The organism is Bacillus sp. ISL-41 (genome assembly GCF_018613235.1).
GTDB lineage: Bacteria > Bacillota > Bacilli > Bacillales > Cytobacillaceae > Mesobacillus.
The window spans coordinates 15,783-41,169 of the sequence record NZ_JAGGQP010000053.1 but is presented as its reverse complement, the minus strand read 5'-3'; the positions used below and the strand labels follow the sequence as shown (position 1 = coordinate 41,169).

The following is a 25,387-nucleotide window of genomic DNA, read 5'->3' as shown; positions in this document are numbered from 1 at the left end:
TATGGTTATAGTTTGTTTAACTACAGTGAAAGATCAGGACCTTAATAAGGCTCTGAGCTTTCTGCGTGACCTGGTGGTTATTAAAATCTGTATGACTCTCCGTCATTTGGGACGAGAACACTTGAGGAGATTCCTTTTTCAACTGCAAAACTTTTCAGTTCTTCCCTTGATAGTGTCCAATGGTTGACGGCTTCCATATGGCTGGCGATTATTTTTGCAGAAGGAGCGGCTTTATGGACTTCAAAAACATCGTCTTTCCCCATGACAAGTGAACCGCCTTGAAGGAATTGATTGTCCCCCGCATTAACGACAATAACTTCTGGTGTGTGGGTGTCTATTGCTTCTTGTACACCTTCATACCAGACAGTGTCTCCTGCAACATATAAGGTTTTCTCGGAATCATGCTTAAAGACGACACCACAAACCAGACCGGCTAGTTTTAATATTTCCCCTCTGCCGTGCTCGCCTTTGGTCTTAATTAACTGAACGCCTTTGAAAACGGTATCTTCCTGTAAAACTTCAACATTTTTAAATCCGTCATTTTTGACAGAATTGACATCTTCCTCATTTTGTACAAACATTTTTATATCCTTCGGAAGTGCCTCTTTGGCAGCATCATCATAGTGGTCCAAGTGTAAATGAGTTACAATGACCGCATCCACATCATTAATAATGTCATCAATAGAGGACGGCAAGATGACCAGAGGATTGTTCTGGTCCTGCCTTAATGAATTCGGGAAGGGAGGATATGATCCTTTTTCAGCCAAAAATGGATCGATTAAAAACTTCTTGCCAGCATATTTTACAACTAATGTTGCATTTCGAATTTGTTGTATATTCATATTTATTAGCTCCTTTTCTATAATGTATATATAGTTTATAATAAGACCGCTTTTGACTTACATAGCTTAAATCAAGTCTTTTTGCTCTTTCACTTGATTATTGAAAGGATTTGAAAAAATGTTGGATACCACCGATTTGAAAATTATAGAGGAACTGACCCTTAACAGCCGGATTACGATGAAGGAACTGGGTGAAAAAGTGCATTTGACAGGCCAGGCTGCTTCATCTAGAGTCACCAAGTTAGAGGATCTCGGAATCATTGAAGGGTATACCATTAAAGTGAACCAAATGAAAATGGGGCGTTCAGTTCATGCAATCATACATATTTTTACGAAAAGCACGAATCATCAGCCTTATCTTTCGTTCTTAAAAAAACAAGAATCATACGTTATGAACCACTATAAAGTCAGTGGGGAAAGCTGTTACCTCTTAGAATGCAGATTTCCGTCCAACGAGATTTTAGATGAATTTTTGACAATCTTGAGCAATTATGTGAGCTATAAGCTTTCGATTGTAATTAATAAGCAGTGATGGAGTGCGCCTAATTCCTTCTTTCAAGAGCGAACATCCATACCCTCGTCTCCCTCCATGAATACATTGATAGTATGGAGGTGAAAAGATGGAAAGAAAAGATCAGAAGGGTGATTTAGCTGATTTGTTTTGCAACCATAACGTGAATAGCGTGCCTTTTCCCAATCTAAGGATCATTCCTGGACGTGAAGTGCCGGATGACTGTGTTTTGGTTTGTGTAGGTCCAATTTGTTATTTAGCATGCTATGGAGTTGGCGAAGAGCCATTTGACGATTGCCAGATTGCTTGTACTGAGAGCGGCCAATGCTACATTGTTTGCCCATATTTTCCCGAAGAAGAATAATGATTATCTCGAGAGAGGAGCCGTTTAAAAGGGTTCCTCTTTCGTTTGTCGAAAGATTAAAACTGCAATTATTAGAAAATTATGACATAATAAAATTGATATCAGTTTGGCAGAGGGAGTGATGAGGATTGACTAATATGTTTCCAATCAATGAGGTGAGAGAGAGGTTTCCTGCTTTAAGTCGAAAGGATGATGGTCGGCAGGTGATTTACTTTGACGGGCCTGGCGGTACTCAAATGGTCGATTATGCAATGGAATCAATGTATCGGTACATAAGAAATGGCATGGCAAATCTTCATGGTACCTTCAACACCAGTGCTGACACGGATGCAATGCTGGACAAAGCACGGGAGGCAGTCGCTGATTTGCTTGGATGCCAGGCGAATGAAGTTGCGTTTGGAGCGAATATGACGACACATGCTTTTGCGATTGCACGGAGTCTGGCTGGGTTTATCAAGGAGGGTGACGAGATTGTGGTCACCGAGCTCGACCATCGGGCCAATGTGGATCCTTGGATTACCCTTGCGAGGGATTGCGGCGCGAAGATTAAGTTTATTAAACTGGATTCTGAAACTTTCACCTTAAATTTAGAAGACTTAGAAGATACCATCACTGATAAAACAAAGCTGGTGGCCGCCGGGATGTCATCGAATGTGACAGGGACTGTGACGGATTTAAAGCCAATAATTGAACGTGCGAGAGAAGTTGGCGCCCTGGCAGTTGTCGATGCGGTCCATGGAGTGCCGCATTTATCGATTGATGTCCAGGATCTAGGGTGTGACATCCTGCTATGTTCTGCATACAAGTTTTTCGGGCCGCATGTCGGCATAGCTGTGGTAAGGCAGAGATTATTTGAAAAACTTCCAGTCTACAAGCTAAAGCCAGCGCCTGAGGAAATACCTTACAAGCTTGAAACAGGGACTCAGAATCATGAAGGTATCGCTGGGGTGATGGGAGCCATCCGGTTCATCGAAGAGTTAGGAAATGGTGAGACGAGAAGAGAGCGACTGTTGTCCGGAATGCAAGCAATAGATGAATATGAAAGTGAACTTGCAGCAGAAGTGGAAAGCTTTTTGCGCAGTCTCCCGGAAGTGACGCTGTATCGTGCAGCATCTGGACAAAGGACACCAACATTTGCTTTTACAATTGAAGGTCATAATTCACGTGAGGTCACGGCATGGCTTGCCGAAAAATTCAATATGTGTGTCGCAGATGGGGACTTCTATGCCTCCACGATGGCTGAGGTACTCGATGTCTACTCAACTGGCGGCTGGGTGCGGATTGGGCTGGCACCTTATAATACATTGGAAGAAATCCAGCAATTTAAAAAAGCATTGGCAGCTTTCATCCAACAGCATCAGCAAAATGTTGTTTAAAAGAAAGTGAATTTTACAGTAGGGGAAGATGAACGATGTTTGGGATAAGTAATTTTGAAGTATTTTTGGCAACAGCGATCCTGCTCAATTTGACACCTGGGACAGATACAATGTACATAGTGAGCAGAAGTATCTCGCAAGGCAGGACAGCCGGGATTTTCTCAGCCTTTGGAATTTCTACCGGAATCATTGTCCATACTCTTCTTGCAGCTTTCGGATTATCCGTCATATTGACGCAGTCAGCTTTTTTATTTCAAACTGTTAAAATTGCTGGAGCCATTTATCTGGCTTATCTGGGGATTCAGATGTTAACAGCCAAAAGCAGGGCACATGAACAGAAAGCTTTGCCAATCCAGAGCAACAAAAAAATCTTTTTTCAAGGCATGATCACGAACGTGACGAATCCAAAGGTGGCTTTGTTTTTCCTGGCATTTCTTCCTCAATTCATTCACGCTGATGGAGGTGCTGCTAGCCCGATTCCATTCATCATTCTGGGATTGACGTTCACCTTGACCGGGGGAGCCTGGAGTTTGCTGACTGCCTATTTCTCCTCGATGGCAACATCAAGGCTCAGGAAAAATGAAAAAGCCGGTAGCGTCTTAAACCGCTTGACTGGCATTGTTTTTATCGGAATGGGCATAAGCTTGCTGAAGACAAAAGCTGCATCGTAATCAAAGAAAAACTAGAGTAGCCTGGACATTATGCCAGGCTATCTTTTAATGGAAGCAAAGTCTAAGTGTTAATAGTTTTTATATCGTACATACTCATAGTTTGAAGTAGGAATTTGTTTTAAGATTTTGCCGTCCTTGTCACGATGGATTTCGTACTCTCTGTAGGTTTCAACGATATATCCGTCTACTTCCTTGTCCAGTGATTCTATGTGCAGGTATTCAAATTCAGGTAAGATGGTTTCTAAAATGTCATCGTCATCCTGGACACTGGCGTCGGTCTCCAAATATTCGAGCTCAGCGTTTTTCTGGGCATTTTGCGGATAGGTATAAACCAGGTATATACAGAATAGCAAGAGTGCGGATAATCCTAATATTCGTATCAATTTAATTGCTCCTTTTGTTCAAGTTACATTAAACCTTATGCCTGTCCAGGAAGGATTATAACCGAGGGGATGAATGTTAATTCAGAAGGTTAAATATGCCCGAAGTGATGCTTACAGCTTTTACTTGAATTCAGCCCAACGTTTCAATAGCCTTTTTCTGTGAAAAAAATCCCTGGTGTCTGTTTAGACTCCAGGGATTTATTGTGCCTTATTTCTTAAACTTCTCAGGGAATTGCTTGACGACAGCTTCAGAAATGGCATCGGCCATCATAATGATATGAGTCATTCCGTCATCAATCGAAACGATTCGTGCCGCCCAATCTTTTTCCAGACTTGCAGCAAGGTCATCTGCCACCAATTCAAGATGCGCATAAAGCAGCTTTTTAACTTCTGCATTTTTTAAGTTCGGGTTGGCACTGCTAAGGAAGGCCGAGATATCATCAGCATTTCGATACCATTCTTTGTTAAGCTGATCCAGCTTTGCTTTATCTCCACTTTTGGCTGCTTCGACAATACCTCCAGCTATGACGATATGCTCTTTAAGCAAATCCGTAAGCTTCTTGCCAGCATCCTCGCCGTACACCGGTTTGATGGCATTTCCGATATCCTCCTGGTTTTTCAGGAGTCTCTCGAGCACCTCTTTTTGGTCCTCAGCACCAGCTGTTGTGGCACTTGTTATATAGTTGCTTGTCCACAAAACATGATCAACCCACAGTCTCCGGAAAGTATTCTCGAATTTCACCTCAGATTGGGTGATACATTTGTGCTGTGGTTTAGCGTAGGCAGGTGTTGATCCAGCCATCATATTTAGCGGCATTAATAGAATAAAACCCATCAACAATAATTTTTTCATTGTACATATTCTCCTTCTGCGGTTAATAACATCCTCATTATTATTTATAAAACGCATTTTTTTATCCAAAACTATTCTGCTGAAGGCATAATAAAGACCGCCATAAGGCGGCCGACAAGTTATTGTAATTTGCTTAAATCATAATACTGTACAGTCTTTCCATCGCGGTCGAACTGGATGATCAATTCGTTCTTATTAAATTGATAGATGAATTGCCCGCAAGTCGCGCTTTCGTAGCAGGAGACGTTTTTTGCTTCATTAGGGTATCCATATATCTTGATAACCTGGCTTTTGTCTTTCGGAAGGGAACTGAGTTTTAAATATTCCGGATAGACTTGCAGACCGAACACCGAGCCATTCTTCATGTTAAAATTCACACGGACTCCGGCTCCTTCGCTATTATAGTACAGTGATCTGATATTCAGCTGGTCCTCGGTTTTTATTGGTTTCCCTAATTGCTGTAGAAGCTGGCTGTAGGTGGAACCAATATAAACACCATGAACATCGAGGTTCTTAGCCGTATCGATGTAAGCATCTTTAATGCCATTTTTGATCAACAAAGTCTTTTGTTTCTCTGCATTTGCTTTATCTGCAAAAACTCCAGCCTGTATACGGTAAAAGGTTTTATCTTTAATGGCCTTTGTGATGACTGTGGCTTCAATTCCTTTCTTCTTCAGAACAGCGATTTGCTTCGTTGCATTTTCTTTCTTGGAAAAAGAACCCCCGACTACTGCATACATAGATTCTGATTTAGCCAGACCGGGAAGGAGAAGTTTTTGGCCAATATAAATAGTATTGTTCTTCAAGCCATTGAAATCCTTTAACTCCTCGACAGTCAGGTTGTATTTCTTAGATAGGCTATATAATGTATCGCCTTTTTTAACAGTGGCTGCATGATCATCTGCATAGCCAGATCCGTTGGTAAAAAAGAATAAGGAACCGATCAATAAGAGACTCAAGCCGAGCTGTACGAAACGTTTTATCTTCATCATTATTTATCACCTCAAATAGTTTGACGAGAGGATTACAGCAGAGTTTCGAAGGGATAAGCCTATTTTTAAAAGGTTGAGAAAATGGGTTGGGACAATGAAACGACTATTGACTTTGTGAACTGTAAAGTTTAATATTACAGTATTGGTATTTTAGATAAAAAAAGAACCTATTGCCGTTAATCTGTAATTTTTATTCTTACAGTTGAACGAAGGAGCTGAGGATTATGGTAACTTTATATATCACATCAAGCTGTGCTTCCTGCCGGAAAGCAAAAGCGTGGCTTCAGGAACATCACATTGATTTTATTGAGAGAAATATCGTATCAGAGCCACTCACCGTTGATGAAATCAAATCCATTCTTCGGCTGACAGAGGATGGAACCGAAGACATTATCTCGACGAACTCAAAAACCTATAAGCAGCTGGATGTGGATGTTGACTATCTTCCGCTGAATCAGTTATATGATTTAATCATCAAAAATCCGCAAATGCTGCGCCGTCCGATTATCCAGGACCATAAACGCCTGCAGGTTGGGTATAATGAAGAAGAAATTCGCAGTTTCTTGCCTCGCAAGCTGCGTACATTCTCCGGCTTTGAGTGGGAAAACATCGCGAATTAGTGCTCAAAATACTTTTTGCTTTGAATTTAACTGGATAAAATGTAGTATATAGCATAACAAATCTGTTAGGAGGCAGGCAATGAACAGCGATTTTACCCTTGCCATTCACAGTTTAACCTTACTTGCTCTGCAGCCGGACAGAATGTCGACAAGCGAAGCGATCTCGGAGAGTGCTGGAGTTCATCCTGTGCGGATCCGCAAAGTGCTGGGCCTGTTAAAAAAACATGGATTTATCAAATCAAAAGAGGGAACCGGCGGCGGATTCATTTTTGCACTGGATTTAAATGAGGTGAACCTCTGGGATATCTATAGATTGACCTCCGAAGGGGCACTGCAGCCTAAGTGTCCGGACTCTAACGAAAAATGCGTTGTCGGAGCAAATATGCACAAAGTGCTGTTTGCCATTTTCCTGGGTGCTGAAGAACATTTGGGGGAATATTTAAAGCACTATTCCATCAAGGAAGTAGTCGACCTGGTCAAAGAAACAAACTGCTGTGACTAAGAGCGCGCCAGCTTTCTTAGCTGGTAAATGTAATGAAAAATATTACAGATTATATTAAATGAGGTGACATATATGTTTTCCAATAATGACACGATTTTAAGAGTAGGCGATTGGATCAAGGGGAAATCCAGAGATGGAGAATTATTCATCGGATATATAGAGTCACTTGATATTTTGGATGATAAAGTAAATGCAACGATCACATCAAGTGATGATGAATCAATGGTAGGCAAAACGATTCCAATGGCCACAAACGGAGTGAAAAAACTGCCTAATCCGAAGGTGAAAAACAAAGAACAAATTCAATACCTAATTGATCTAGCGCTTGCTACTGGCGATGAAGAATGGTTCTTGGAGCTTTCCGAAAAGCTGAACTCGATGAGGGAACTTGTTAAAGGCGTGTAAAGATGAAGACGGTCCTTCCTTTTTAGGAGGGACCGTCTCTTTTTGGGCTGATGCTATTTCATTCCGAGTGCTTTTTTGGTGGCAGGTCCAGCGACACCGTCTACCTTGAGCTTCTTCGCCTTTTGGAATTTTTTCACGGCGGCTTCTGTTGCTGGTCCGAATACGCCGTCGATTCCTTTTGTACTGTAGCCTTTGTTTGTCAGGGCCTGCTGGAGCTGCTTCACTTCAGGACCTCGCATCCCTTTTTTAAGGACATTACTTGATGGTACAGCTGTCACTGGTACGGAAGCCTGGCCGGTAACCTTATAACCATTAGCAGATGCGATCGCATTGAAGGATTTTTTGGATGATGTGATGACAACCGGAGTGTTTACCTTAACTTGGTCATAAAGCCATTGCACTTCGTTGTCGTACATCCTGATGCAGCCGGCACTTACATATCCGCCGATTGATTTAGGGTTATTGTTGCCATGGATCGCATACGTTGTTCCCCATGTTCCTCTCGCATTTATGCCTAGCCATCTGTCGCCAAGCGGATTCCTTGGGTCACCGCCAGGGATCTTTCCACTGTAATATGGACGATTCTTGATTTTGTTAACGATTTTGAACTTGCCCTCAGGCGTGTAGGACGCTTTTCGCCCAGTTCCCACCTTAAACGTTTTTACCAGTTTATTATTTTTATAATAAGCTAGTTGATTGATAGACTTATTGATAATAATCAAATCCCCGCCGGCAGCCTCTGCAGGTACCTCAAAGAACATCATTGATACAAGAAGCATCATTGATACAAGCCACTTTTTCATTCCCCATCCCCCTTGTTTCATTTGCAGGCCTATCTACATAAAAGTCTATTGCCCTGCTGTATTAGTAAAGATATTTACAAACTTATAAACGGTTTTTTCTCATAAAAGTTACATATTTTCCCGTTATATGGAATTTAAATTGTTTGACAAAAAAATCGAGTCATTTGTCGTTTTTTGGAGGCTTTTTAAAAAATAATGGTTCAACTTCAGGAAATCTTCCCATAATGGGAAGGAAGGAGTGGGAGTGTTGAATCATTACTTATCAATCGCAGTAGAATTAACCAGCGGGTTTGTGTTTTTATTTATCATGACGAAATTGCAGGGGAAGACGCAGTTCTCCCAGATAACGCCCTTTGATTTTATTTCTGCCATTATCCTTGGTGAACTTGTAGGAAATGCGATTTATGATCACGAAGTGAAGATTGGCGAAATTGCTTTTGCTGTAACCTTGTGGGGAGTACTCGTTTATGTTACAGAGACTATTACTCAAAAATTCATGTCATCGCGGAAGCTGCTTGAGGGTGAGCCGAACATTGTAGTCCGTAAAGGAAAGATTAAATTCGAGGCCTTGAAAAAAGCAAAGCTGGATATCAACCAGCTCCAGAGTCTTGTCAGACAGCAAGGCTACTTTTCACTACGCGAAGTGGAATATGCAATCATCGAAACGAATGGAATGGTCAGTGTCCTGCCAAAAGCGGATTATGACACGCCTAAAAATAGCGATATGAAAATTAAAGCAGACGATCCAAGCCTTCCAGTCAACATGATCCTTGATGGAGAAGTGGTCAGCGATAATCTTAAAGAAGCAGGCGTCGATGAGCAATGGCTGAAAAATGAGTTAGAGAAACAGAAAATCCATCATGTTGAAGATGTACTATTTGCCGAATGGATGGAGAATGAACCGCTTTTTGTTTTGAAATATGAGAAGAAGGCGAATTGAATAGGGCTGAGTCCGGTGGTTGCCGGCTCGGCTTTTTGTGTGTGATTGTTCGAAAATATGTTCGTTGAAATAGAGACCTGAATTGGCTAACTTGTATCAAATTTTAATCAACCGTGAATATAATTAGGTCAACCGGAAATAAAACGAGCTCAACCGGAAATAAAATAGGGTCAACCGGGAATAAAACGTGCTCAACCGGGAATAAAATTGGGTTAACCGGGAATATATCATGTTCAACCGGGATTAAAATTGTATCAATGGGAATTAAAGTTAGCCCAACCGTTAAAAAATCTTCTGCAACCGTTAAATTAATCGAGTCAACCGTATAATTAATGGAGCTAACCGTTAAAATATATGCGCCAACCGTTAAATTACATAAGAATGAAGGTAAAACACAAAAAGGCTGAACCAAGTAATTAGAAATGGTTCAGCTTTTTACTGTTTTTGAGCCAAAAAAAGTGGTATCCATCACTCTTATCGAGGCTCGAATTGAGGTTGATTAGAAAAAAATGATATCCAGCCGCCATATAGAGGGGTATGTCCAGAAAAAGCGTTATCCATCCATCTTATTCTTATGGAGACGTGAAACTGTCGATATGCAGAAAAAGCGCCATCCATTCGCCTTATGCAGGCGCGAAAATGCGGGAATGTAGAAAAAAGCGCCATCCATTCGCCTTATGGGGGCATGAAATGGTTATTAGAGGTTTTCGTGATGTGCTTATAGAACCTTGACTTCACCCAGACTTACAATATATGGTTAAATAAAACTATAACTTTTCTTAGGCAGTTTCCTTTAAATCTTGATAGATTCTAGGAACTCTACGAAACTGACGAAATGGTGAGTATTAAGGGAGAAGGAGTTTACGATGATTAAAAGAATTCGTCTTCTTATGATTATTGGTATTGCATTATTTGGAGGATATTTTTTAAACATACTCTTAAAAGATGATAGTAAAGAAATAGAAAGGATTGTTCATACGATCAATGAACCTTTATTGAGTATGGCACATGTGGAATTTTTAGATAAAAACCATGCCATTGTCTTTTATGAATCAGTTCCCACAGGTGAATTATATTTTGGAACAGCTATTTTAAAGAAAGGAATATTAGGATGGGAAATTTTGGGTTCGTTTTCCAGCCAGATACCTAAAGACAGGAAATTAGATTGGGGATACTCTAATTTGGAACAAAATGAGTTTGCCGATTATACCGATTTTATAAGGGGTAAGATTTTATCACCTGATATTGAGAAAGTAAAGGTTGTAACAAAAGAAGGTAATGATTACGAAGCAAAAATCATTGAATATAACGGGGAGCGGCTGTGGTACTTGATCTCTAAAGGCGAAGAACTGTGAGGTGCTGCCATACTAGGGATATCTAAAGAAGGAAAAGTCGTAGAGGAGCTATAATTGAGAAGGAAACCACGGCTAAAAGGTTGATATGGTAACTTAGTACAGAAAAATCCGTCTGTTTATATATAACGGAGGAGGAATAACAATGAACCTCAAAAAAGTTGTGTATGGAATACTGTTTCTGACCTTATTGCTAACTGGCTGCGTAAGTGAACCTGGAGAAATTATCAGGGTAGATATGCGAAATAAGGAAAATAATCAATATAAAACCGTAAAAACAATTATGGATTCAGACAAAGTAACGGAAGTCAAAAACATACTAAATGAAGTAAAGTGGCAGGATGGTAATTGGGCAACGACAAGAGATCCTGCTTATATAATCTATTTTTTCTTGGATAAAGACGAAACTGAAGGAAAACAAGCTCCGTCAGCAGTTTACGAACTTTACGCAGAACCTAATGATAATAAGTTAGGAATTCTTTCGGATAGTGAAAAATATGCAAAGTTAAGTGAGGAAGATTCACAAAAGCTGATGTCTATTTTGACTTATGTTTAACAATAACAGGAAAGAATGATTTTTTTAGCATGCAGGATAGCAATCATCAGAATGTTGGTTCTGTGGATGCTTGATATAGAACATGCCAGGTAAGAGATATTCAAAATAAATTTTTGGGGGATAGAATGAAGAAAAGTGCAATTATATTATTCGCAATCATCATGATTTTAGCTGCTTGTTCATCCAAAGAAAATATTTTCAATGACATTGAAAATAGCAAAGAAAAAGAAAGAATTGATTTGACAAAGGCTGTCAATTTGTTAACAGTAACAGGAAACGGTTTGGGATATTTTTCAGAAACTGAGGGCCAGTTAAAGGAGGAAAAAGTAGTTTTTGAACAAACCGAAGAAATCGAAGTTATTTTAAAAGCACTAAAGGGTGCCTCGTCTCATTCAGGTCCAATGACAGATGAAGGTGAAAATTTCCAGATTATACTTTCCTACAAAGATGGGACCTCAGATACAATACTTTTGTGGCTTTATCCTGACAGAAATTCAGGGAGAATTCAAAGAGAAAATTACACTGGTCCAATGTACTTTCTTAGCAAAAAAGATGTACAAAGTCTTGTGGAATTGATCGATAAAAAGATATCGCAATAATCTAAAGGAGCAACCAGGACTAGTGGATTGCAGCTCTTTTTTTATATGTGACGAACCAGGGTGAGTTTAACAAGAAAATTTATATTAAAGATAAATGTATAAAAGATATGGGGATGTGCAAAAAGTGAACTTTAGACCTTCGCAAAGGATTAGACCAATCTACCGGATGATTAATAGGAACGAAATATTGGAAGTTATTCGACTGATAAAAGTTGATATGGAGGAATTGGAGAAGGAGTTAAAAGGTGACTATCCAAGTATAGTTATGGATGCCATTGAGGATACCTTAAACAGATATAAATTTGATTTAGGATATTTAGAACGTAGACTGTCTAGATTGAAAAAGATTAATGGAAACTAACTGGAAGTGAATCCGGGGAAGATTACTTCTAAATACTGAATACATGGAAAAACGGCGAGTAAATCCGAGTTAAGTATACACGCCATTTTTTAATGTTAACCCTCAAGCTCATAGGAGAAAATGAGAATTTCAGCTTTGGCTGAGATTTTATTTTTTCATGTTCACTCTCTTTCTATTTTGGAGCAACGCAGTTATATTAAAATAAAGAAATGGACGAAAAGAGGTGCATTATGCAGTTAACGATTCGGGCTGTTGGCGAGGATGTCCAGGTGATTTCTCACTTGTTGGCGAAAAATCCAAATAATTTATATGAGCGGAATCAGAAAGGCCATTCTGTAAGGTTGTTTTTCAGCACTTTTACGGATCGGGAGGTTGAAGCAACCGTGTTTGTTGCGCCGGACTCTCTTGAACTGGTAAAAAACCAGGGAAATCAATATGATATAACTCATTACATAAATGACCGGGAGTTTGCGGTCAGCAGCATTTTCATATCACTAATCAGGAATGCACTTGGGACTGCGCTTAATGGACAGCCAAAGGAAGATTACATTCAGTGGGTGAAGCATCCATTTGATTTTGAACTAAGTTTTGGCCCGGTGGCTTCCGGTTTGTCGGATCAGCAGATTGTTGACTTGTTCGAACCACTCGGATTTGATGTGAGCATCAACCGGCCGCAAATTGAGTATAATTTTAATCTGAAATCTAAAAGCGCTGTCAGGTTTATTACTCTTAAAGGTATGACAACCCTGCAAATGGCTTTGCGGCAAATTTTTGTGCTCATTCCTGTATTGGACAATTACAAGCATTATTTTATCGATGAAAAAGAGATTGAGAAACTTGAACGTTATGGTGAAGGCTGGCTTGATAACCACCCGCAAAAATCCTTTATTTTAAAGAAGGCATTGCGATTCAAAAATGTGTATGAGCTGGTTCAAGGACAGGAAAAAGAAGCGGCTCTGGAGACGAAAAAAATCCGTCTAAATGATATGCGTTATGAAAAAATCGTCGACACTGTGAAGGGTTTTGAGGATAAGGACAGTATCGTCGACCTCGGTTCGGGAGAAGGCAAGCTGAGCACAAGGCTGGGCTTTATCCCTGGTGTGAAGGAAATTCTCGCTGTTGAACCTTCTGAAGAAGCATCAATTCGAGCGATGGAGCGATTTGCTCAGGCAGAGGGGAAAGAACATTTCATCAAGCCAACACAGCTTTGGGGTTCGCTATTTTACTATGATGAGCGGTTAAAAGGGAAAGATGTCATTATCTTATGTGAAGTGATTGAGCATATCGATGAGGAACGGCTTCCGAAAGTGTTTCAGACCATTCTTCAAGACTATCGTCCAAAGAACCTCTTGGTGACTACTCCGAACAAGGAATATAATGCATTGTTTGAAATGGATACGGAATTCAGGCATGGTGACCATCGTTTTGAGTGGTCAAGAGAAGAATTTGAGGATTGGTGCAACGCCAGGAACGACGAAGGAAATTACGAGTTGATTTTCGACGGAATCGGCGAGATGGACGAACAATTCGGCTTTCCTACTCAAATGTGTATTTTCAAAAGAAAGGAGGTTACAGAATGAGAATTTCAGTGCCGCACGCAGGAATCGTTTTGCTTGTTGGACCATCTAACAGCGGCAAGACGACATTGCTTGAAAAATGGCAGCACGAAGGAATCATCTCGCCATCTGAAGTAGTCAGTTCCGATCAATTCCGCGCGCTTGTCAGTGACAAGGAGTTTATGGACTGGCGGAATATGCCGAAGGAAGAAGCAGACATCCTGTTTGACGAATACAGTTTGATCTCAAAAGAAGCTTTTACGATGATGGACAGTATGATCCGCACCAGGTGCAGGCTGAATAAACTAACCTTTGTGGACGCGACTCATCTTCAGCCTGGTGATCGGAAAAGATATATCGCGATGGCCATGGAGAATCATGTCCCGATTATTTCCATCGTTCTCGATGTACCTGAAAAAGTTTTGCTTGAAAGGGACGAGCAGCGGGAAAATCCCCGTGGCAAGCGTCGGGTCAAACAGCAATATCAGGTCTTCACGCGAGAAAAACGTTTTATGAAGAAGGAAGGAATCAGGTCCGTATACTTTGTGAAAGAAATCGAACTGCTTGAACTGACAAGGCGCAGCCATCCACTCGAGCTGGAAACGGATGCTGGGATTGATATCATTGGAGACGTCCACGGCTGTTATGATGAGTTGATACAACTTCTTGAAAAACTCGGCTATAAAAAAGATGAAGAGGATTTTTACTTGCACCCTGATGGCAGGAAGTTCCTTTCGATCGGGGATGTCATGAGCCGCGGTCCAGAATCGCTTAAGAGTATGATGTTCTTTTACCGCCATGTACAACAAGGGCTGGCCTATATGATCGACAGCAATCATGGCTGGAAGATTGCCAGGTGGCTTGACGGAAGAAAAGTCACCCTGTCGCATGGTGATGAAAAGGTGGAACAGGAATTTTTGCAGTATGAGGATACGTATGGAGCAGAAGCGGCAGAAGAGTGGAAAAGCAAGCTAAAGGATTTCCTCCTGCAGGCGCCATCGCATTATATTCTGAAAAAGAACGGCATTCCAACAGTCGTTTGTGCGCACGCAGGTATCAAAGATGAGTATATTGGCAAGCAATCGCATGAAGTGAGTGATTTTTGCCGTTATGGAGATACTGATGGTTTTAATGAAAAAGGCAAACCGGTGCGGAAAGACTGGTTCATCGGACACAGCACAAGCCAGCTGATCATATGGGGACATGACCCGAAGCCTCAGCCGCTGAAAATCAATAATAGTCTCAATATTGACCAGGGTGTTGTGTTTGGAGGAAAGCTTACGGCCTTCCGTTATCCGGATAAGCAGATTGTATCCGTACAGGCGAAAGAGGATTATTCGGGAGTCCCTGATAATCCGCTGCGTGAATGGGAAAGAAACCGGCTGAACCAGCCGAATATCGGCAAATTCCTGAATGGTTATTCCGTGCTGACCGAAGAATTTGGTGAGGTGGCTGTTCCGGCTGAAACGGTCAAACCCGCGATCGATGCAGTTTCACACCACACCATCCCGATTGAGCAGCTGCTCTATATTCCGCCAACGATGAGCCCGACACCGGTGCCTTCAAATTTGGAACAATTCCTGGAACATCCTCAGGAAGCGATCAATTACTATCGAAGCAACGGAATCGAAAAAATGGTTGCGGAGAAAAAGCATATGGGAAGCCGTGGAATCCTGCTGCTGTTCAGAAGTCTTGAAGCTGCGAAACAACACGTTGGATCCGAAACACTTGGAGTGATTTATACAAGGACGGGCAGAAGGTTTTTTGAAAAAGATCTTGAGGAAAAAATTATTCGCAAACTGAACGAGGATCTGAATAGTCACGATTATTTTTCCAGTAATCAGACGGATTATGTCCTGCTTGATGCTGAAATCATGCCCTGGAACCTGAAAGCAAAGGAACTGATCAGCAAGCAGTATGCACATGTCGCCGAAAATGCGATCATGGATCGGTCGATGATGCTTGAAAAATTAACGGAAGCGGCAAGAGATAAACAGGAGCTGACAGATTGGCTTGAGGAATACAAGGGGAAATTAAGCAATGCAAAAGAGTTCGCTGAAGTTTTCCAGGGGTACTGCTGGGATGTCGTCACACTTGATGATATCCAGATCGCTCCATTCCATGTGCTCGCCCACAGCAATAGGACGTTTTTTGATGAAACGCATGAATGGCATATGAAAATGAATCACCAGTTTGCTCTCTTTTCAAGCTTGTTTGTCGCCACAGAATACAAAATCATCGATAGCCCGGCCAGTGAGGCAGAAGTGATTGAGTGGTGGGAAGAGATGACGAAAAATGGTCATGAAGGAATCGTCATCAAGCCGGAGCGTTATATTGCGAGAAACAGAGGGCAGCTGCTACAGGCGGCAATCAAGGTCAGAGGCAGCAAATACCTTAAAATTATCTACGGTATGGACTATTTGCAGCCGGAAAATTTAAAAAGGCTTAAGAAACGCAATACAGGCAAAAAACAGAAGCTTGCATTGAAGGAATTCGCGCTTGGAATCGAAGGGATCCGCCGATTCGTGAACGGGGAATCGATCGAACGAGTTCACGAGTGCGTCCTTGCCACCCTGGCTATGGAACAAGATGCCGTAGATCCGCGTTTGTAGAAAATGATTAGAAGCTGAACCAGGTTGATGACGGTTCAGCTTTTTTGTGCAAGCAGGTTGAAGGCACTTAAACAAATGAAATCCTGCAACCGCGATTAAAACTGGGGCAACCGGGAATAAAACTGGAGGAACCGGGAACAAATCTGGAGGAACCGAGTTTAAAACTGCACCAAACCGTTGATAAACCTGTCGAAACTAGAGATAAAACTGGGGCAACCGGATATAGAACTACAATCTGAGATAAAACTTCTGCAACTGGAGAAAAAATTGCTGCAACTGGAGATAAATTTGATACAACCGGAGATAAGTTCAGAAAACATTTAAGCTCTGTACAATGCTGCTTTCTGAATATGAAAGTAGCTCTGTTAAAATAGGAGGATTGATTTATTTCACATTTGTTCCACTAGTAAGGAAGTATAAAACCCTGCAAATGCAGGGTTTTAACTATGGTCCAGCCGCTTCGTCTGGATCCACCAATCAATATGGTCTGAGTTAAAGACAAATAGATTTTTAGTAGGTCTAAGATGCGGGATGTCTTTCTCAGCAATGAATTGCTGGATTTGTTCCTCGGAAGCCGGATAGCCTGCCGAGGCCAGGTATGCGACCAGATTGGGAATACCATAGATTTTGCTCACCTAACCACCTCCAGCAAAACCCTCCTTCCCATCTAAAAAGGAAAGCTCAGCAGAAAGTACTTAGCAAGCAAGTCGGTTAGTATAGATTTTCTTTACCCTTTTTTGAATTAAAATAACCAGCTAAATAAGAATCCCCTCCGTGGGACAGGACACTCTATTAACAGGAGGGATGTTCTTGAGACTGAGGATATTATTGTACGGTGTGCTGGTGTTTCTTTTACCAATGGGAGTAAGCGCTGAAACACCAATGACTGCTGCTTTTGTCCGTGACCATCAGTTATGGATCAAAACGGGAGAACAAGAGGTTCAGGTGACGAAGGGGCGTTATGTGCAATCGCCCAAATGGTCTTATGATGGACGGTTTATTGCCTATATTAACGGAGATGAACACGGTGAAAAATCGGATTTGTTCATTTATGATACAAAGGAAAAAGAGAGCTTTCAGCCATATCAGATTGAGACGTCTGATTATAAATGGTCACCGATTAAAAACCAATTAGCCTATAATTCTCATGGTGTATTAAATGTAACAAAAATGAAAGATGGAAGGCCAAAGGGCTTTGAGAATGTGGCCCTGGGTGTGAGTGGCTTCGAATGGTTTCCAAATGGAAGGGAATTCATCGTTTCCTCTCAATCCAGTTTGCGGCCAACCGGGTGGGGGCCCGTGCCGCTGTATAAAATACCGATGAACGCAAACTTGGATAAAAATAAGATGGAATCATTTTATACCATTAAAACACGTGAACCCGATTTGTTCGGGATTGATGCTGACTTTTTCAAGTGGAGTCATGATGGAAAATGGGTTGCTTTTATTTTGGTTCCAACGGCTTCATGGTCGATGGATAGCAATACTTTATGTGTCCTTTCCAACGAAGGCAAACACTTTCAGTCGGTGGGGAATATGCTGGGCTTTAAAGACTGGATGAAGTGGGCGCCATCTGCCAATCAACTTGCCTATATTTCTGGAGAAGGTCGCTTTTTTGTAGAAAACAAGAAAACCACCATTGCGGATATGCCTGCCGTAATACAGCAAAAGCAATACACGCCTGAAGGCTATGTTGATCTCGATTTGGATTGGTATTCTCCCGAAAAAGTAATTGTAGCTCGTTCGAAAGAAAACAAGGAGTGGGATGAAGGTCCGATTCCAACGATGTTCACCGCACTGTATGCCATCGATATAAAAGCGGATGAACAAAGACAAATTTCTAATCCAAAGAAAAACGAATTCGATCGTCAGCCACAAGTTGTCGGAACTAATATTACCTGGCTGCGTCAGAATGGCAAAAAGATTGATGTATGGGTGAAACATGGACTGGATGGCAAGGAGTACAAATGGATCGAGAACATCGAAGAAGGGCCAATCTTTTTAAAGCCAAAAGAATAACCGACAAAAGCGTTAGTCCCATGAAGGATTAACGCTGTTTTTGTGGAATTATTTTACTTATAGAACTTAATCAAGAAGGAGAAGGATATGTGGCAACAACGACTGGTTCAGACAGAAAGAGGTCATTTTGAGGTATTTGTGGCAGGTGAAGGGGAGCCGCTCTGTGTGACTCACCTGTATAGCGAATTTAATCATCTAGGAAATTATTTTGCCGATTTGTTCGCCGACAATTTCACAGTCTATCTTGTGAATTTGAAGGAAGCGGGGAAGTCAGCGAGAGTACAAGAGGAAGATGAGCTGAGCATGAGTCAGTCAGTTGAGGACTTGGAAGCGATTCGGAAGGCGCTAGGTTTTAAGAAGTGGAATTTTGGCGGACATTCCACCGGGGGGATGTTAGGCCTGGTGTATGCTGCTCAAAATCCTGGTTCATTAAAAAGTCTGATGGTAGGCGGGGCATCAGCTACAAATCAATATATGGAGCATAGAGATAGCATTTACAGTATTAAAAACCCTGCTAATAAAAGGTTGAAGAAAATCTTCTCCATCCTAAAATCCAGTGAATCAACAAGGGAAGCAAGAATGCAGGCTGGCAGAGAATGGACCGAAATGTCATTATTTGATCCAAGCCGCTTTGATGAGTATTTTTCTAAGCCAAGCAGCGGAAAAGTGGTTCAGCAGCGATTGGATTATTTTTCGTATAAAGAACTGCCATCTTTCGATATTAGACAGGCCATTTCAAAAATCGATATGCCAACTATTGTTTATTGCGGCAGGCATGACTCGCAATGTCCTTTTGTTTTTTCAGAAGAAATACATCATCTGATCCCTGCTTCTAAATTTTATTTCTTTGAAAAAAGCAATCATTCACCCTTCCTGGAGGAAAAGGGAAATTTCAAAGAAATGATTAAGGATTTTTCTGAAATGAGCAATGGAACTTGATAATGAGTTGGACCAAAGAAAAAGGCTTGCCTTAATGTAGGCAAGCCTTGTTAACCATCTATTTTTCGCCATCCACATATTTCCCATAGTCTGGGATGGCGATGTCGTCAAATTCATTAACTAGCATTCTGAGGTTTTCTCTTAAAGTCTCGGCTGCCATCGGGATTCCGTGCCCAGTGATGGCGTAAGTGGGTTGCAGTGCCTCCAGCTTCTGAACGGAGATGCGGGCAGCTTCCCAATCCGTCGTCAGATAACGGGGAGGGCCGCTTATTTCCTGGTCCTGAGTCAGCACGCTGTAAAGAGATTCTTGTTTGACCGTTACAAAAGCATCGCCTGCAATCAGGACGCGGTCGGATTCCCTAAACAGTGACACATGCCCAGGAGTATGTCCCGGGGTATGCAGCCATGTCCATCCGGTCATATGCGGTATCGTTCCATCTTCGTTCAGAGCTTGTACATGGGTTCCAAGATCAATTCCCTCATGCGGAAAAGTAGGGGATATCTTTGCAACCAGGCCGCCCTCAACACTGGCATCTGGCTTAGGGTAATCTTGTTGTCCTGTTAAAAATGGAAGCTCAAGCTGGTGGGCATAGACAGGTACCTGCCAGCGCTCGACTAAGTCAATAATGGCGCCTACATGATCAAAATGACCGTGAGTTAAAATGATTGCGTTCGGTCTTGCTCCTTCACCAAAAATCTCTTCAGCAGCATCGATGATTTTATCAGCGGACTTTGGCATTCCGGCATCGATCAGCACCCAGTCTCCTGGTTCTTCGGAAATGCGCACAAAACAAACATTTACAATCTGAACAGTAAGGCTGTATACACCAGCCGCACCATTCTGAATCATCCCGCTCATTGTTGAAGTCATAGGCATATAACGTTCGGTTGAAGAGCTTTCTTTCACTAGTAAAACCTCCCATATATGAGCATCTCTTTGAGTATACCCCGAGTAAGGCACTAGTATGCCGTGCGTTTAGGAAGGGCTTAATTACTGTTTTAAAAGGAGAGAACAAATGGTTAAATTGAAAATCATGGTACTTCTACTACTGATTCCAATGTTGTTCCTGGCTGGCTGCAGCGCAGATGGCGGCAAGGTCACTGCGAGAGGTGTTCTAAAGCAGAATGATAAAGCGGATATTCTTAAATATGATGGCTTTATCTACAGCAATGTCACGAACCTGGAATGGTTTGAAAATGAAAAGGATCAGATTAAAAAAGGGGAGGAAATCGGGAAGATCAAAAAAGTCACGACATAGAGCCTGTTTTTCACCAATTTTTCAGCTGCAAAGTTACCAAAAGGAACCGTTTTGTATGATACCAATGATGGAAATAAAGGGACGATTTATGTAGAAACGGAGAATGGCGAGGCCTTGTATTATATACAGTTACTTGAAGGGTAAGACAAAAGACATTTTCTTTGTCTTTGATTGATTTTACCTTTAAGACGGGAACTTAGGGAAAGTTAATAAACCTCATTAAAAACTTTTTGAAGAGTAAATGCTAATCTTAATGTTAATCTTAATCCGATTTACCACCGGTCTCAAAGCAACCATAGCAAAAACAGGAACAGATACCGTTCCTGTTTTTTGCTTATCTTCAAGCCTTCGATATTTACAGAAAGACTGACCATAATGAGGCAGCATCCGGTAATTACTCCAGATTAGCATGCTTGCCATACATCTTGTTAGTATCCAGTCCCTTTTTCTCCATAAATCTTAGGATAATTGCATCGTAAAAAAGCAACAGTGTTTGCTCAAACAAAGATCCCATTGGCTGGATGGTTTTGTAGTCGCCCTCTGATTGATCTTTGGGAGAGCCGGGCAGCTTCACGATGATATCAGCCATCTGGCCAATCGTGGATTCTGGAAAAATCGTGATGGCTGCAATGGTACCGCCAATGCTTTTCGCTTTTTCAGCCATTGACACCAAGCTTTTTGTTTCTCCAGAGCCCGAACCGATGATCAGAATGTCACCTGTTTCGTAGCCAGGAGTTACCGTTTCGCCAATGACATGGGCATCAATTCCCATATGCATCATGCGCATAGCAAAGGATTTTGCCATGAAACCAGACCTACCGGCACCTGCGACAAATACCTTTTTTGATTCCAGGATGCCTTGGACAAGGGCTTCTGCATCCTCGTCGGAGATTAAATCAGGTGAAGAGGTAAGCTCGTTTAAAATCTTAGAAAGATACTGTGTGGTTTGCATTTCTCTGATTACCCTTGCTGCATCATTTGTTGCATTTTTTCTGCAGCTGCTTTTTTATCATCTTGTCCAGTGATACCGCCGCCGACAATGACGAGGTCTGGCTGAGCTTTTACCACTTCTGGAAGTGTATCCAGCTTGATTCCTCCTGCGATTGCTGTCTTTGCATTCTTCACAACGCTTTTGATAGTTTGAAGGTCTTCAAATGAATTTTTACCCACTGCCTGAAGATCATAACCAGTGTGAACACAAATATAATCGACACCCATTTCGTCCAACTGCTTTGCACGGCCAGCAAGGTCCTTAACCGCGATCATGTCGACAAGGATTTTTTTGCCTTGTTTTTGCGCTTCTTCGACAGCGCCTTTTATCGACATATCCTCAGCAGCACCAAGAATTGTAACGATATCTGCTCCTGCTTCAGATGCCTTCATAACTTCGTATCCAGCAGCGTCCATGATTTTAAGGTCTGCTAAAACTTTAAGGTTAGGAAATGCTTCCTTTACTGCTTTTACAGCGTGGAGCCCTTCATTGATGACAACTGGAGTACCGATTTCAACGATGTCGATATGCTCCTCAACTTCTTTTACCAATTGAATTGCTTCTGGGATGTTAACTAAATCTAACGCTAATTGTAATTCCAATATAATTCACTCCTTGAATTTTTTAAGATGGTGCACAGTTGTAAGCTACCCCACTGTACTTGTTCGCTACCGTACCAAGTGTAACCAATTTCTTTCTTGGCATAGATGTAAGTATACTGGGTATGTTTTTCAAATGAAAGTACGCACTTTTTTCATACATAGTGACAAAAAGTATACTAAGTGATATTCTATGTGGAAGTGGAGGTGTTGCCAGATGGCGAGAATGGATGCAAAGACTTTCAACTGTGAAAAAGAGTTGACACTTGCAGTTATTGGCGGAAAATGGAAGATGCTGATTCTTTGGCATCTTGGAAAAGAAGGGACAAAGCGATTCGGAGAGTTGAAGGCACTGATACCAGGCATCACTCAACGAATGCTGGTGAACCAGCTGAGAGAGCTTGAAGACGACATGATCGTCGAAAGAAAGGTATATCCGGTTGTTCCTCCGAAAGTTGAATACTCTTTGACAAAGCAGGGGGAAAGCTTGATGCCTATCCTTGATTCAATGTACCAATGGGGCAAGAGTTATATGGAGAATGTACTTGACAACCCAGATAATAAAGCAAGTTCCGAATGAAACTCCCACAAGTTATAAAACGCTTGTGGTTTTTTTATCATTTCAAAAAATGGCGGAAAAGTGGCACTAGAAGTTTAATTTTTCTTTTCGGTTATTGTACTTTTATGGTGGGTTAGGTGGGAGATTGTTTTATGAAGAAGTGGGTTGTCCCAATTTTAATCATTTTTTTTGCAATGGTTTATATCTATCAACAGAATCCTATGGTTACAGGGCAAGCGATCGTCCACTCAGTTGAACTTTTGGAAAAGTCATCGGAAGATTGGGGAGATTCTAATCCCACGCTGGATTTGAGCGAGTTAAAAGGACTGCCACCTGAAAACGTTGAAGCAACACTAAATAGAAGGCAGGGGCTTTGGTATAAACTCTTAAATAGAAAGCAATGGGAGGTCACCTTAAAATTTAAAGGTCAACAACCAACAGTTGTTTTCGATGCCTCCACTGGTAAATTGATAGAGCTTTATGGACCCTTGAATTAAATATAAAACTCGAATTAAAAGCGGGAGAATTTACCACTTTATTAAAAATCTATTAAGCATAATAATTAATCTTGCGAACAGATTAACATCTTAGGAATGATGAGTTTAAATGGAATTAGTTTTCCTTTCAGTTTTTTTAATAGTATTGGGTATAGTTTGTATATTGACGGCAATCTTCATTAAAAAAAAGGACCTTAAAGAGGTGGGTCCAGGTGTACCAACAAATGTTTTCGAGTTTTTCTTCCAGATAATTTTCATGCTATTCCCATCAATAGTAAAGAGAATAATGATATTCATTTTGGGATTAGGTTTTATAGCAGGAGCCTTTTTCCTGTTAACCTCTTAATTCATTAATAAACAAGATGATGCGTTGATCCAGGAAGGATTGACGTTTTTTTGTTACCTTTTTAGTTGAAGGAACATGTGCCCGTGAAGGATTGGAATCAGGAATCACGGTAACAAGATAGGTGAACTTTTGCCCGTGAAGGATTGGAATTAGGAATCACGGTAACAAGACAGGTGAACATGTGCCCGTGAAGGATTGGAATTAGGAATCACGGTAACAAGATAGGTGAACATGTGCCCGTGAAGGATTGGAATTAGGAATCACGGTAACAAGATGGGTAAACTTGTGCCCGTGAAAGAGGGAAATCAGGAATCACGGTAACAAGATGGGTAAACTTGTGACCGTGAAAGAGGAAAATCAGGAATCACGGTAACAAGATGGGTAAACTTGTGACCGTGAAAGAGGAAAATCAGGAATCACGGTAACAAGGTTCAGAAACTTGTGCCCGTGAAAGACCGGAAATAGGTTTCACGGTAACAAGATGACCAACGTGATCCCAATTGGTGTATTTACCGAAATTTACGGTAACAAGCAAGCAGTTCCTGCACATAAAGACTATAACGGTTTGTCATTTTTTGTTAAAATAGTAATAACCTAAAGTTACGGAAGGGGAAATCAATGGCGAAGCAAATCGTGTTTTTTGTTTTATCAGTAATCTTCTTCTTTATCTATATAAAAATCTTTGATTATATTTTCTTGTTAATCGAAGCAAGTCTTCTTCCATATGGTTTACTCCTTTTTATCTTACAGATTTTTTTCTCCATCGTCATTCTCTTTCCAGCCTCGATCGTGACCACGAGGAAAATCTTTGAGGTTATTGAAAGTCAGCAGTAACTTGATACGAAACGAATCCATACAAAAAGCTGAACCAGAACAGGTTCAGCTTTACCACGTAAAGTCAATTTTCTTTGCTAACTCCGGAAAATCAATAAACGGATTGCGGTTTCCCTGAATATAGTAGATGGCCTGGTTCCGGTGCTTTTCATAAAGGGTGGGAGGGAATTCTTCATTCCAACGGGCGAGCAGCGCGATGTCGACCTTCTTTTTGAATTCTTTTTTCACTCTTTTGGGATACCTGAGGAAAAAATAAAGCATCGCCCGGGCGGAAGCTCCTTTGCCGTGCTCAGGTTCGAACTCGAACCCTGTCGTGACACCGCAGTTGTTCTGAATCGGTTCATTTTCCGATTCCGGATTATAAAAATCAAAGTCGGTAAACGGGTAATTGGAACGGGTAATGTTGCAATCAGGTTCGCAGACAAACAGGTGATGCAGGTCGCCCTTCATCGGTTCAGCTCCCTCAAACCAGGACTGGGGGACAATGTGCTCGGTGTTCATTTTAAAATGATCCTCAAACACCTTAAGTTCCTTGATCGAATCAAAGCCATTCACCTGAATCTTACGAGAACGCCTCCTAAACTCATCGTATTTCTCTCTTAGAGTTTTATTATCCTCAATAAGCAATGACTCAGGATCCTTCATCTGGCTGGAATAGATACTCTTAGCAGATCCATCTGGATATAAATCGACCCATGTGTACAGATACAAATCCTTTGCCAGGAAGTAGGGGAGCTGGTTCTTATGAGACTGGAAAATGATTGTATGGAATTTGTAAAACAGGGCCAGACCGGATAAATCCAGATCCTGCGCACCGCGAAAATACTTCTTGATGTCCAGCTCATCCTGATCATGGTCATAATATAGCTGCTGATTGTTCTGAATGTCGCGGCGATTCTCCTTAAGGATTGTCAGCAGCTTTTTCAGGTCCAGCGAATCGTACTTATGGTCCCATCGTTCCTGTGGGCGTTGTTTTTTATATTTAGACATAACGAACTCCTCATTCTCGTCATCGTATCCCTATTTTACCCTTTAAAAGATTGTCC

General features: G+C 41.3%; 30 protein-coding genes. 20 read left to right on the top strand and 10 right to left on the bottom strand.

From position 1 onward, the window contains the following. Positions 1 to 80: 80 nt before the first annotated feature. Entirely contained in the window at positions 81 to 842 is a 762-nt protein-coding gene (locus J7I80_RS22620) for an MBL fold metallo-hydrolase (RefSeq protein WP_214741652.1), read from the bottom strand. A 118-nt stretch (positions 843 to 960) separates the two neighbouring features. Between J7I80_RS22620 and J7I80_RS22615 the strand changes: the two genes are divergently transcribed. From J7I80_RS22615 to J7I80_RS22600, 4 genes are all read left to right on the top strand, one after another. Then, positions 961 to 1,374, top strand: coding sequence for an Lrp/AsnC family transcriptional regulator (locus J7I80_RS22615; RefSeq protein ID WP_214741650.1), 414 nt, complete (start codon positions 961 to 963; stop codon positions 1,372 to 1,374). 88 nt (positions 1,375 to 1,462) lie between these two features. After that, positions 1,463 to 1,717: a hypothetical protein gene (locus J7I80_RS22610; protein WP_214741648.1), complete on the top strand. Its 255-nt coding sequence runs from the start codon at positions 1,463 to 1,465 to the stop codon at positions 1,715 to 1,717. Between the two features lie 137 nt (positions 1,718 to 1,854). Further along, positions 1,855 to 3,093 carry a cysteine desulfurase-like protein gene (locus J7I80_RS22605; protein ID WP_214741736.1) on the top strand — a complete coding sequence of 413 codons (1,239 nt, stop codon included), beginning with the start codon at positions 1,855 to 1,857 and terminating at the stop codon, positions 3,091 to 3,093. 35 nt (positions 3,094 to 3,128) lie between these two features. After that, positions 3,129 to 3,764, top strand: a complete 636-nt coding sequence (locus J7I80_RS22600) for a LysE family translocator (protein ID WP_214741646.1) — start codon at positions 3,129 to 3,131, stop codon at positions 3,762 to 3,764. Between the two features lie 68 nt (positions 3,765 to 3,832). Here the strand turns inward: J7I80_RS22600 and J7I80_RS22595 are convergent, their stop codons facing one another. The 3 genes from J7I80_RS22595 to J7I80_RS22585 all read right to left on the bottom strand — a co-directional run bounded on the left by J7I80_RS22595 (position 3,833) and on the right by J7I80_RS22585 (position 5,992). After that, positions 3,833 to 4,147 (bottom strand): hypothetical protein, encoded by a 315-nt coding sequence (locus tag J7I80_RS22595; protein WP_214741645.1) that lies wholly within the window; start codon positions 4,145 to 4,147, stop codon positions 3,833 to 3,835. A 208-nt stretch (positions 4,148 to 4,355) separates the two neighbouring features. Next, positions 4,356 to 5,000 carry a glycosyltransferase gene (locus tag J7I80_RS22590; RefSeq protein WP_214741643.1) on the bottom strand — a complete coding sequence of 215 codons (645 nt, stop codon included), beginning with the start codon at positions 4,998 to 5,000 and terminating at the stop codon, positions 4,356 to 4,358. A 119-nt stretch (positions 5,001 to 5,119) separates the two neighbouring features. Beyond that, positions 5,120 to 5,992, bottom strand: a complete 873-nt coding sequence (locus tag J7I80_RS22585; protein WP_214741641.1) for a LysM peptidoglycan-binding domain-containing protein — start codon at positions 5,990 to 5,992, stop codon at positions 5,120 to 5,122. A gap of 224 nt (positions 5,993 to 6,216) precedes the next feature. Here J7I80_RS22585 and spxA point away from each other — a divergent pair, with 224 nt between their 5' ends. From spxA to J7I80_RS22570, 3 genes are all read left to right on the top strand, one after another. Further along, positions 6,217 to 6,612, top strand: coding sequence for a transcriptional regulator SpxA (gene spxA, locus J7I80_RS22580; protein WP_214741639.1), 396 nt, complete (start codon positions 6,217 to 6,219; stop codon positions 6,610 to 6,612). A 79-nt stretch (positions 6,613 to 6,691) separates the two neighbouring features. After that, a complete protein-coding gene (locus J7I80_RS22575; protein WP_214741637.1) occupies positions 6,692 to 7,114 on the top strand; it encodes an RrF2 family transcriptional regulator in 423 nt (140 codons plus the stop codon). 72 nt (positions 7,115 to 7,186) lie between these two features. Further along, on the top strand, positions 7,187 to 7,519 hold the full coding sequence (locus J7I80_RS22570; RefSeq protein WP_214741634.1) for an IDEAL domain-containing protein: 333 nt from the start codon (positions 7,187 to 7,189) through the stop codon (positions 7,517 to 7,519). Between the two features lie 53 nt (positions 7,520 to 7,572). Here J7I80_RS22570 and J7I80_RS22565 read toward each other — a convergent pair whose 3' ends face one another. After that, a complete protein-coding gene (locus J7I80_RS22565) occupies positions 7,573 to 8,322 on the bottom strand; it encodes a L,D-transpeptidase family protein (RefSeq protein ID WP_214741632.1) in 750 nt (249 codons plus the stop codon). Positions 8,323 to 8,569: 247 nt separating this feature from the next. Between J7I80_RS22565 and J7I80_RS22560 the strand changes: the two genes are divergently transcribed. The 7 genes from J7I80_RS22560 to J7I80_RS22530 all read left to right on the top strand — a co-directional run bounded on the left by J7I80_RS22560 (position 8,570) and on the right by J7I80_RS22530 (position 16,298). Beyond that, complete coding sequence (locus J7I80_RS22560) at positions 8,570 to 9,262, top strand: DUF421 domain-containing protein (RefSeq protein WP_214741630.1); 693 nt, start codon at positions 8,570 to 8,572, stop codon at positions 9,260 to 9,262. 866 nt (positions 9,263 to 10,128) lie between these two features. Further along, on the top strand, positions 10,129 to 10,617 hold the full coding sequence (locus tag J7I80_RS22555; protein WP_214741628.1) for a hypothetical protein: 489 nt from the start codon (positions 10,129 to 10,131) through the stop codon (positions 10,615 to 10,617). A gap of 142 nt (positions 10,618 to 10,759) precedes the next feature. Then, positions 10,760 to 11,170 (top strand): YhfM domain-containing protein, encoded by a 411-nt coding sequence (locus J7I80_RS22550; protein ID WP_214741626.1) that lies wholly within the window; start codon positions 10,760 to 10,762, stop codon positions 11,168 to 11,170. 125 nt (positions 11,171 to 11,295) lie between these two features. Further along, entirely contained in the window at positions 11,296 to 11,769 is a 474-nt protein-coding gene (locus J7I80_RS22545; protein ID WP_214741624.1) for a YhfM domain-containing protein, read from the top strand. 124 nt (positions 11,770 to 11,893) lie between these two features. Further along, positions 11,894 to 12,130, top strand: coding sequence for a hypothetical protein (locus J7I80_RS22540; protein ID WP_214741622.1), 237 nt, complete (start codon positions 11,894 to 11,896; stop codon positions 12,128 to 12,130). Between the two features lie 230 nt (positions 12,131 to 12,360). After that, positions 12,361 to 13,710 (top strand): 3' terminal RNA ribose 2'-O-methyltransferase Hen1, encoded by a 1,350-nt coding sequence (locus J7I80_RS22535; RefSeq protein ID WP_214741620.1) that lies wholly within the window; start codon positions 12,361 to 12,363, stop codon positions 13,708 to 13,710. Then, positions 13,707 to 16,298, top strand: a complete 2,592-nt coding sequence (locus J7I80_RS22530; protein ID WP_214741618.1) for a polynucleotide kinase-phosphatase — start codon at positions 13,707 to 13,709, stop codon at positions 16,296 to 16,298. Before J7I80_RS22535 ends, J7I80_RS22530 begins: the two co-directional genes overlap by 4 nt. A 440-nt stretch (positions 16,299 to 16,738) precedes the next feature. Here the strand turns inward: J7I80_RS22530 and J7I80_RS22525 are convergent, their stop codons facing one another. Beyond that, positions 16,739 to 16,933, bottom strand: coding sequence for a hypothetical protein (locus J7I80_RS22525; protein WP_214741616.1), 195 nt, complete (start codon positions 16,931 to 16,933; stop codon positions 16,739 to 16,741). A gap of 175 nt (positions 16,934 to 17,108) precedes the next feature. Between J7I80_RS22525 and J7I80_RS22520 the strand changes: the two genes are divergently transcribed. After that, complete coding sequence (locus tag J7I80_RS22520) at positions 17,109 to 18,317, top strand: translocation protein TolB (RefSeq protein WP_214741608.1); 1,209 nt, start codon at positions 17,109 to 17,111, stop codon at positions 18,315 to 18,317. Between the two features lie 87 nt (positions 18,318 to 18,404). Further along, positions 18,405 to 19,256, top strand: coding sequence for an alpha/beta fold hydrolase (locus J7I80_RS22515; protein WP_214741606.1), 852 nt, complete (start codon positions 18,405 to 18,407; stop codon positions 19,254 to 19,256). Between the two features lie 58 nt (positions 19,257 to 19,314). Here J7I80_RS22515 and J7I80_RS22510 read toward each other — a convergent pair whose 3' ends face one another. After that, on the bottom strand, positions 19,315 to 20,133 hold the full coding sequence (locus J7I80_RS22510; RefSeq protein WP_214741733.1) for an MBL fold metallo-hydrolase: 819 nt from the start codon (positions 20,131 to 20,133) through the stop codon (positions 19,315 to 19,317). 139 nt (positions 20,134 to 20,272) lie between these two features. Between J7I80_RS22510 and J7I80_RS22505 the strand changes: the two genes are divergently transcribed. Beyond that, positions 20,273 to 20,515 (top strand): hypothetical protein, encoded by a 243-nt coding sequence (locus J7I80_RS22505; protein ID WP_214741604.1) that lies wholly within the window; start codon positions 20,273 to 20,275, stop codon positions 20,513 to 20,515. A gap of 394 nt (positions 20,516 to 20,909) precedes the next feature. Here J7I80_RS22505 and hxlB read toward each other — a convergent pair whose 3' ends face one another. Beyond that, positions 20,910 to 21,467, bottom strand: coding sequence for a 6-phospho-3-hexuloisomerase (hxlB, locus tag J7I80_RS22500; protein ID WP_214741602.1), 558 nt, complete (start codon positions 21,465 to 21,467; stop codon positions 20,910 to 20,912). A gap of 8 nt (positions 21,468 to 21,475) precedes the next feature. Beyond that, positions 21,476 to 22,108, bottom strand: a complete 633-nt coding sequence (hxlA, locus tag J7I80_RS22495) for a 3-hexulose-6-phosphate synthase (RefSeq protein ID WP_214741599.1) — start codon at positions 22,106 to 22,108, stop codon at positions 21,476 to 21,478. A 214-nt stretch (positions 22,109 to 22,322) separates the two neighbouring features. On the opposite strand from hxlA, the gene J7I80_RS22490 reads away from it, so the two are divergent. The 3 genes from J7I80_RS22490 to J7I80_RS22480 all read left to right on the top strand — a co-directional run bounded on the left by J7I80_RS22490 (position 22,323) and on the right by J7I80_RS22480 (position 24,341). Continuing rightward, complete coding sequence (locus J7I80_RS22490; protein ID WP_214741597.1) at positions 22,323 to 22,685, top strand: winged helix-turn-helix transcriptional regulator; 363 nt, start codon at positions 22,323 to 22,325, stop codon at positions 22,683 to 22,685. Between the two features lie 131 nt (positions 22,686 to 22,816). After that, positions 22,817 to 23,161, top strand: coding sequence for a hypothetical protein (locus tag J7I80_RS22485; RefSeq protein WP_214741595.1), 345 nt, complete (start codon positions 22,817 to 22,819; stop codon positions 23,159 to 23,161). Between the two features lie 964 nt (positions 23,162 to 24,125). Further along, positions 24,126 to 24,341, top strand: coding sequence for a hypothetical protein (locus J7I80_RS22480; RefSeq protein WP_214741593.1), 216 nt, complete (start codon positions 24,126 to 24,128; stop codon positions 24,339 to 24,341). A gap of 51 nt (positions 24,342 to 24,392) precedes the next feature. Here the strand turns inward: J7I80_RS22480 and J7I80_RS22475 are convergent, their stop codons facing one another. Further along, entirely contained in the window at positions 24,393 to 25,331 is a 939-nt protein-coding gene (locus J7I80_RS22475) for an endonuclease I family protein (RefSeq protein WP_214741591.1), read from the bottom strand. Positions 25,332 to 25,387 lie beyond the last annotated feature (56 nt).

What these genes read in the sequence shown, in the direction of transcription:
- J7I80_RS22535 (WP_214741620.1), top strand. Translation starts at nt 12,361, where the DNA reads ATGCAGTTAACGATTCGGGCTGTTGGCGAGGATGTCCAGGTGATTTCT.
- J7I80_RS22605 (WP_214741736.1), top strand. Translation starts at nt 1,855, where the DNA reads ATGTTTCCAATCAATGAGGTGAGAGAGAGGTTTCCTGCTTTAAGTCGA.
- J7I80_RS22550 (WP_214741626.1), top strand. Translation starts at nt 10,760, where the DNA reads ATGAACCTCAAAAAAGTTGTGTATGGAATACTGTTTCTGACCTTATTG.
- J7I80_RS22600 (WP_214741646.1), top strand. Translation starts at nt 3,129, where the DNA reads ATGTTTGGGATAAGTAATTTTGAAGTATTTTTGGCAACAGCGATCCTG.
- J7I80_RS22480 (WP_214741593.1), top strand. Translation starts at nt 24,126, where the DNA reads ATGGCGAAGCAAATCGTGTTTTTTGTTTTATCAGTAATCTTCTTCTTT.
- J7I80_RS22585 (WP_214741641.1), bottom strand. Translation starts at nt 5,992, where the DNA reads ATGATGAAGATAAAACGTTTCGTACAGCTCGGCTTGAGTCTCTTATTG.
- J7I80_RS22615 (WP_214741650.1), top strand. Translation starts at nt 961, where the DNA reads ATGTTGGATACCACCGATTTGAAAATTATAGAGGAACTGACCCTTAAC.
- J7I80_RS22505 (WP_214741604.1), top strand. Translation starts at nt 20,273, where the DNA reads ATGGTTAAATTGAAAATCATGGTACTTCTACTACTGATTCCAATGTTG.
- J7I80_RS22590 (WP_214741643.1), bottom strand. Translation starts at nt 5,000, where the DNA reads ATGAAAAAATTATTGTTGATGGGTTTTATTCTATTAATGCCGCTAAAT.
- J7I80_RS22575 (WP_214741637.1), top strand. Translation starts at nt 6,692, where the DNA reads ATGAACAGCGATTTTACCCTTGCCATTCACAGTTTAACCTTACTTGCT.
- J7I80_RS22515 (WP_214741606.1), top strand. Translation starts at nt 18,405, where the DNA reads ATGTGGCAACAACGACTGGTTCAGACAGAAAGAGGTCATTTTGAGGTA.
- J7I80_RS22545 (WP_214741624.1), top strand. Translation starts at nt 11,296, where the DNA reads ATGAAGAAAAGTGCAATTATATTATTCGCAATCATCATGATTTTAGCT.
- J7I80_RS22510 (WP_214741733.1), bottom strand. Translation starts at nt 20,133, where the DNA reads ATGCCTATGACTTCAACAATGAGCGGGATGATTCAGAATGGTGCGGCT.
- J7I80_RS22555 (WP_214741628.1), top strand. Translation starts at nt 10,129, where the DNA reads ATGATTAAAAGAATTCGTCTTCTTATGATTATTGGTATTGCATTATTT.
- J7I80_RS22485 (WP_214741595.1), top strand. Translation starts at nt 22,817, where the DNA reads ATGAAGAAGTGGGTTGTCCCAATTTTAATCATTTTTTTTGCAATGGTT.
- J7I80_RS22610 (WP_214741648.1), top strand. Translation starts at nt 1,463, where the DNA reads ATGGAAAGAAAAGATCAGAAGGGTGATTTAGCTGATTTGTTTTGCAAC.
- spxA (WP_214741639.1), top strand. Translation starts at nt 6,217, where the DNA reads ATGGTAACTTTATATATCACATCAAGCTGTGCTTCCTGCCGGAAAGCA.
- J7I80_RS22490 (WP_214741597.1), top strand. Translation starts at nt 22,323, where the DNA reads ATGGCGAGAATGGATGCAAAGACTTTCAACTGTGAAAAAGAGTTGACA.
- J7I80_RS22530 (WP_214741618.1), top strand. Translation starts at nt 13,707, where the DNA reads ATGAGAATTTCAGTGCCGCACGCAGGAATCGTTTTGCTTGTTGGACCA.
- J7I80_RS22570 (WP_214741634.1), top strand. Translation starts at nt 7,187, where the DNA reads ATGTTTTCCAATAATGACACGATTTTAAGAGTAGGCGATTGGATCAAG.
- J7I80_RS22565 (WP_214741632.1), bottom strand. Translation starts at nt 8,322, where the DNA reads ATGAAAAAGTGGCTTGTATCAATGATGCTTCTTGTATCAATGATGTTC.
- J7I80_RS22475 (WP_214741591.1), bottom strand. Translation starts at nt 25,331, where the DNA reads ATGTCTAAATATAAAAAACAACGCCCACAGGAACGATGGGACCATAAG.
- J7I80_RS22620 (WP_214741652.1), bottom strand. Translation starts at nt 842, where the DNA reads ATGAATATACAACAAATTCGAAATGCAACATTAGTTGTAAAATATGCT.
- hxlB (WP_214741602.1), bottom strand. Translation starts at nt 21,467, where the DNA reads ATGCAAACCACACAGTATCTTTCTAAGATTTTAAACGAGCTTACCTCT.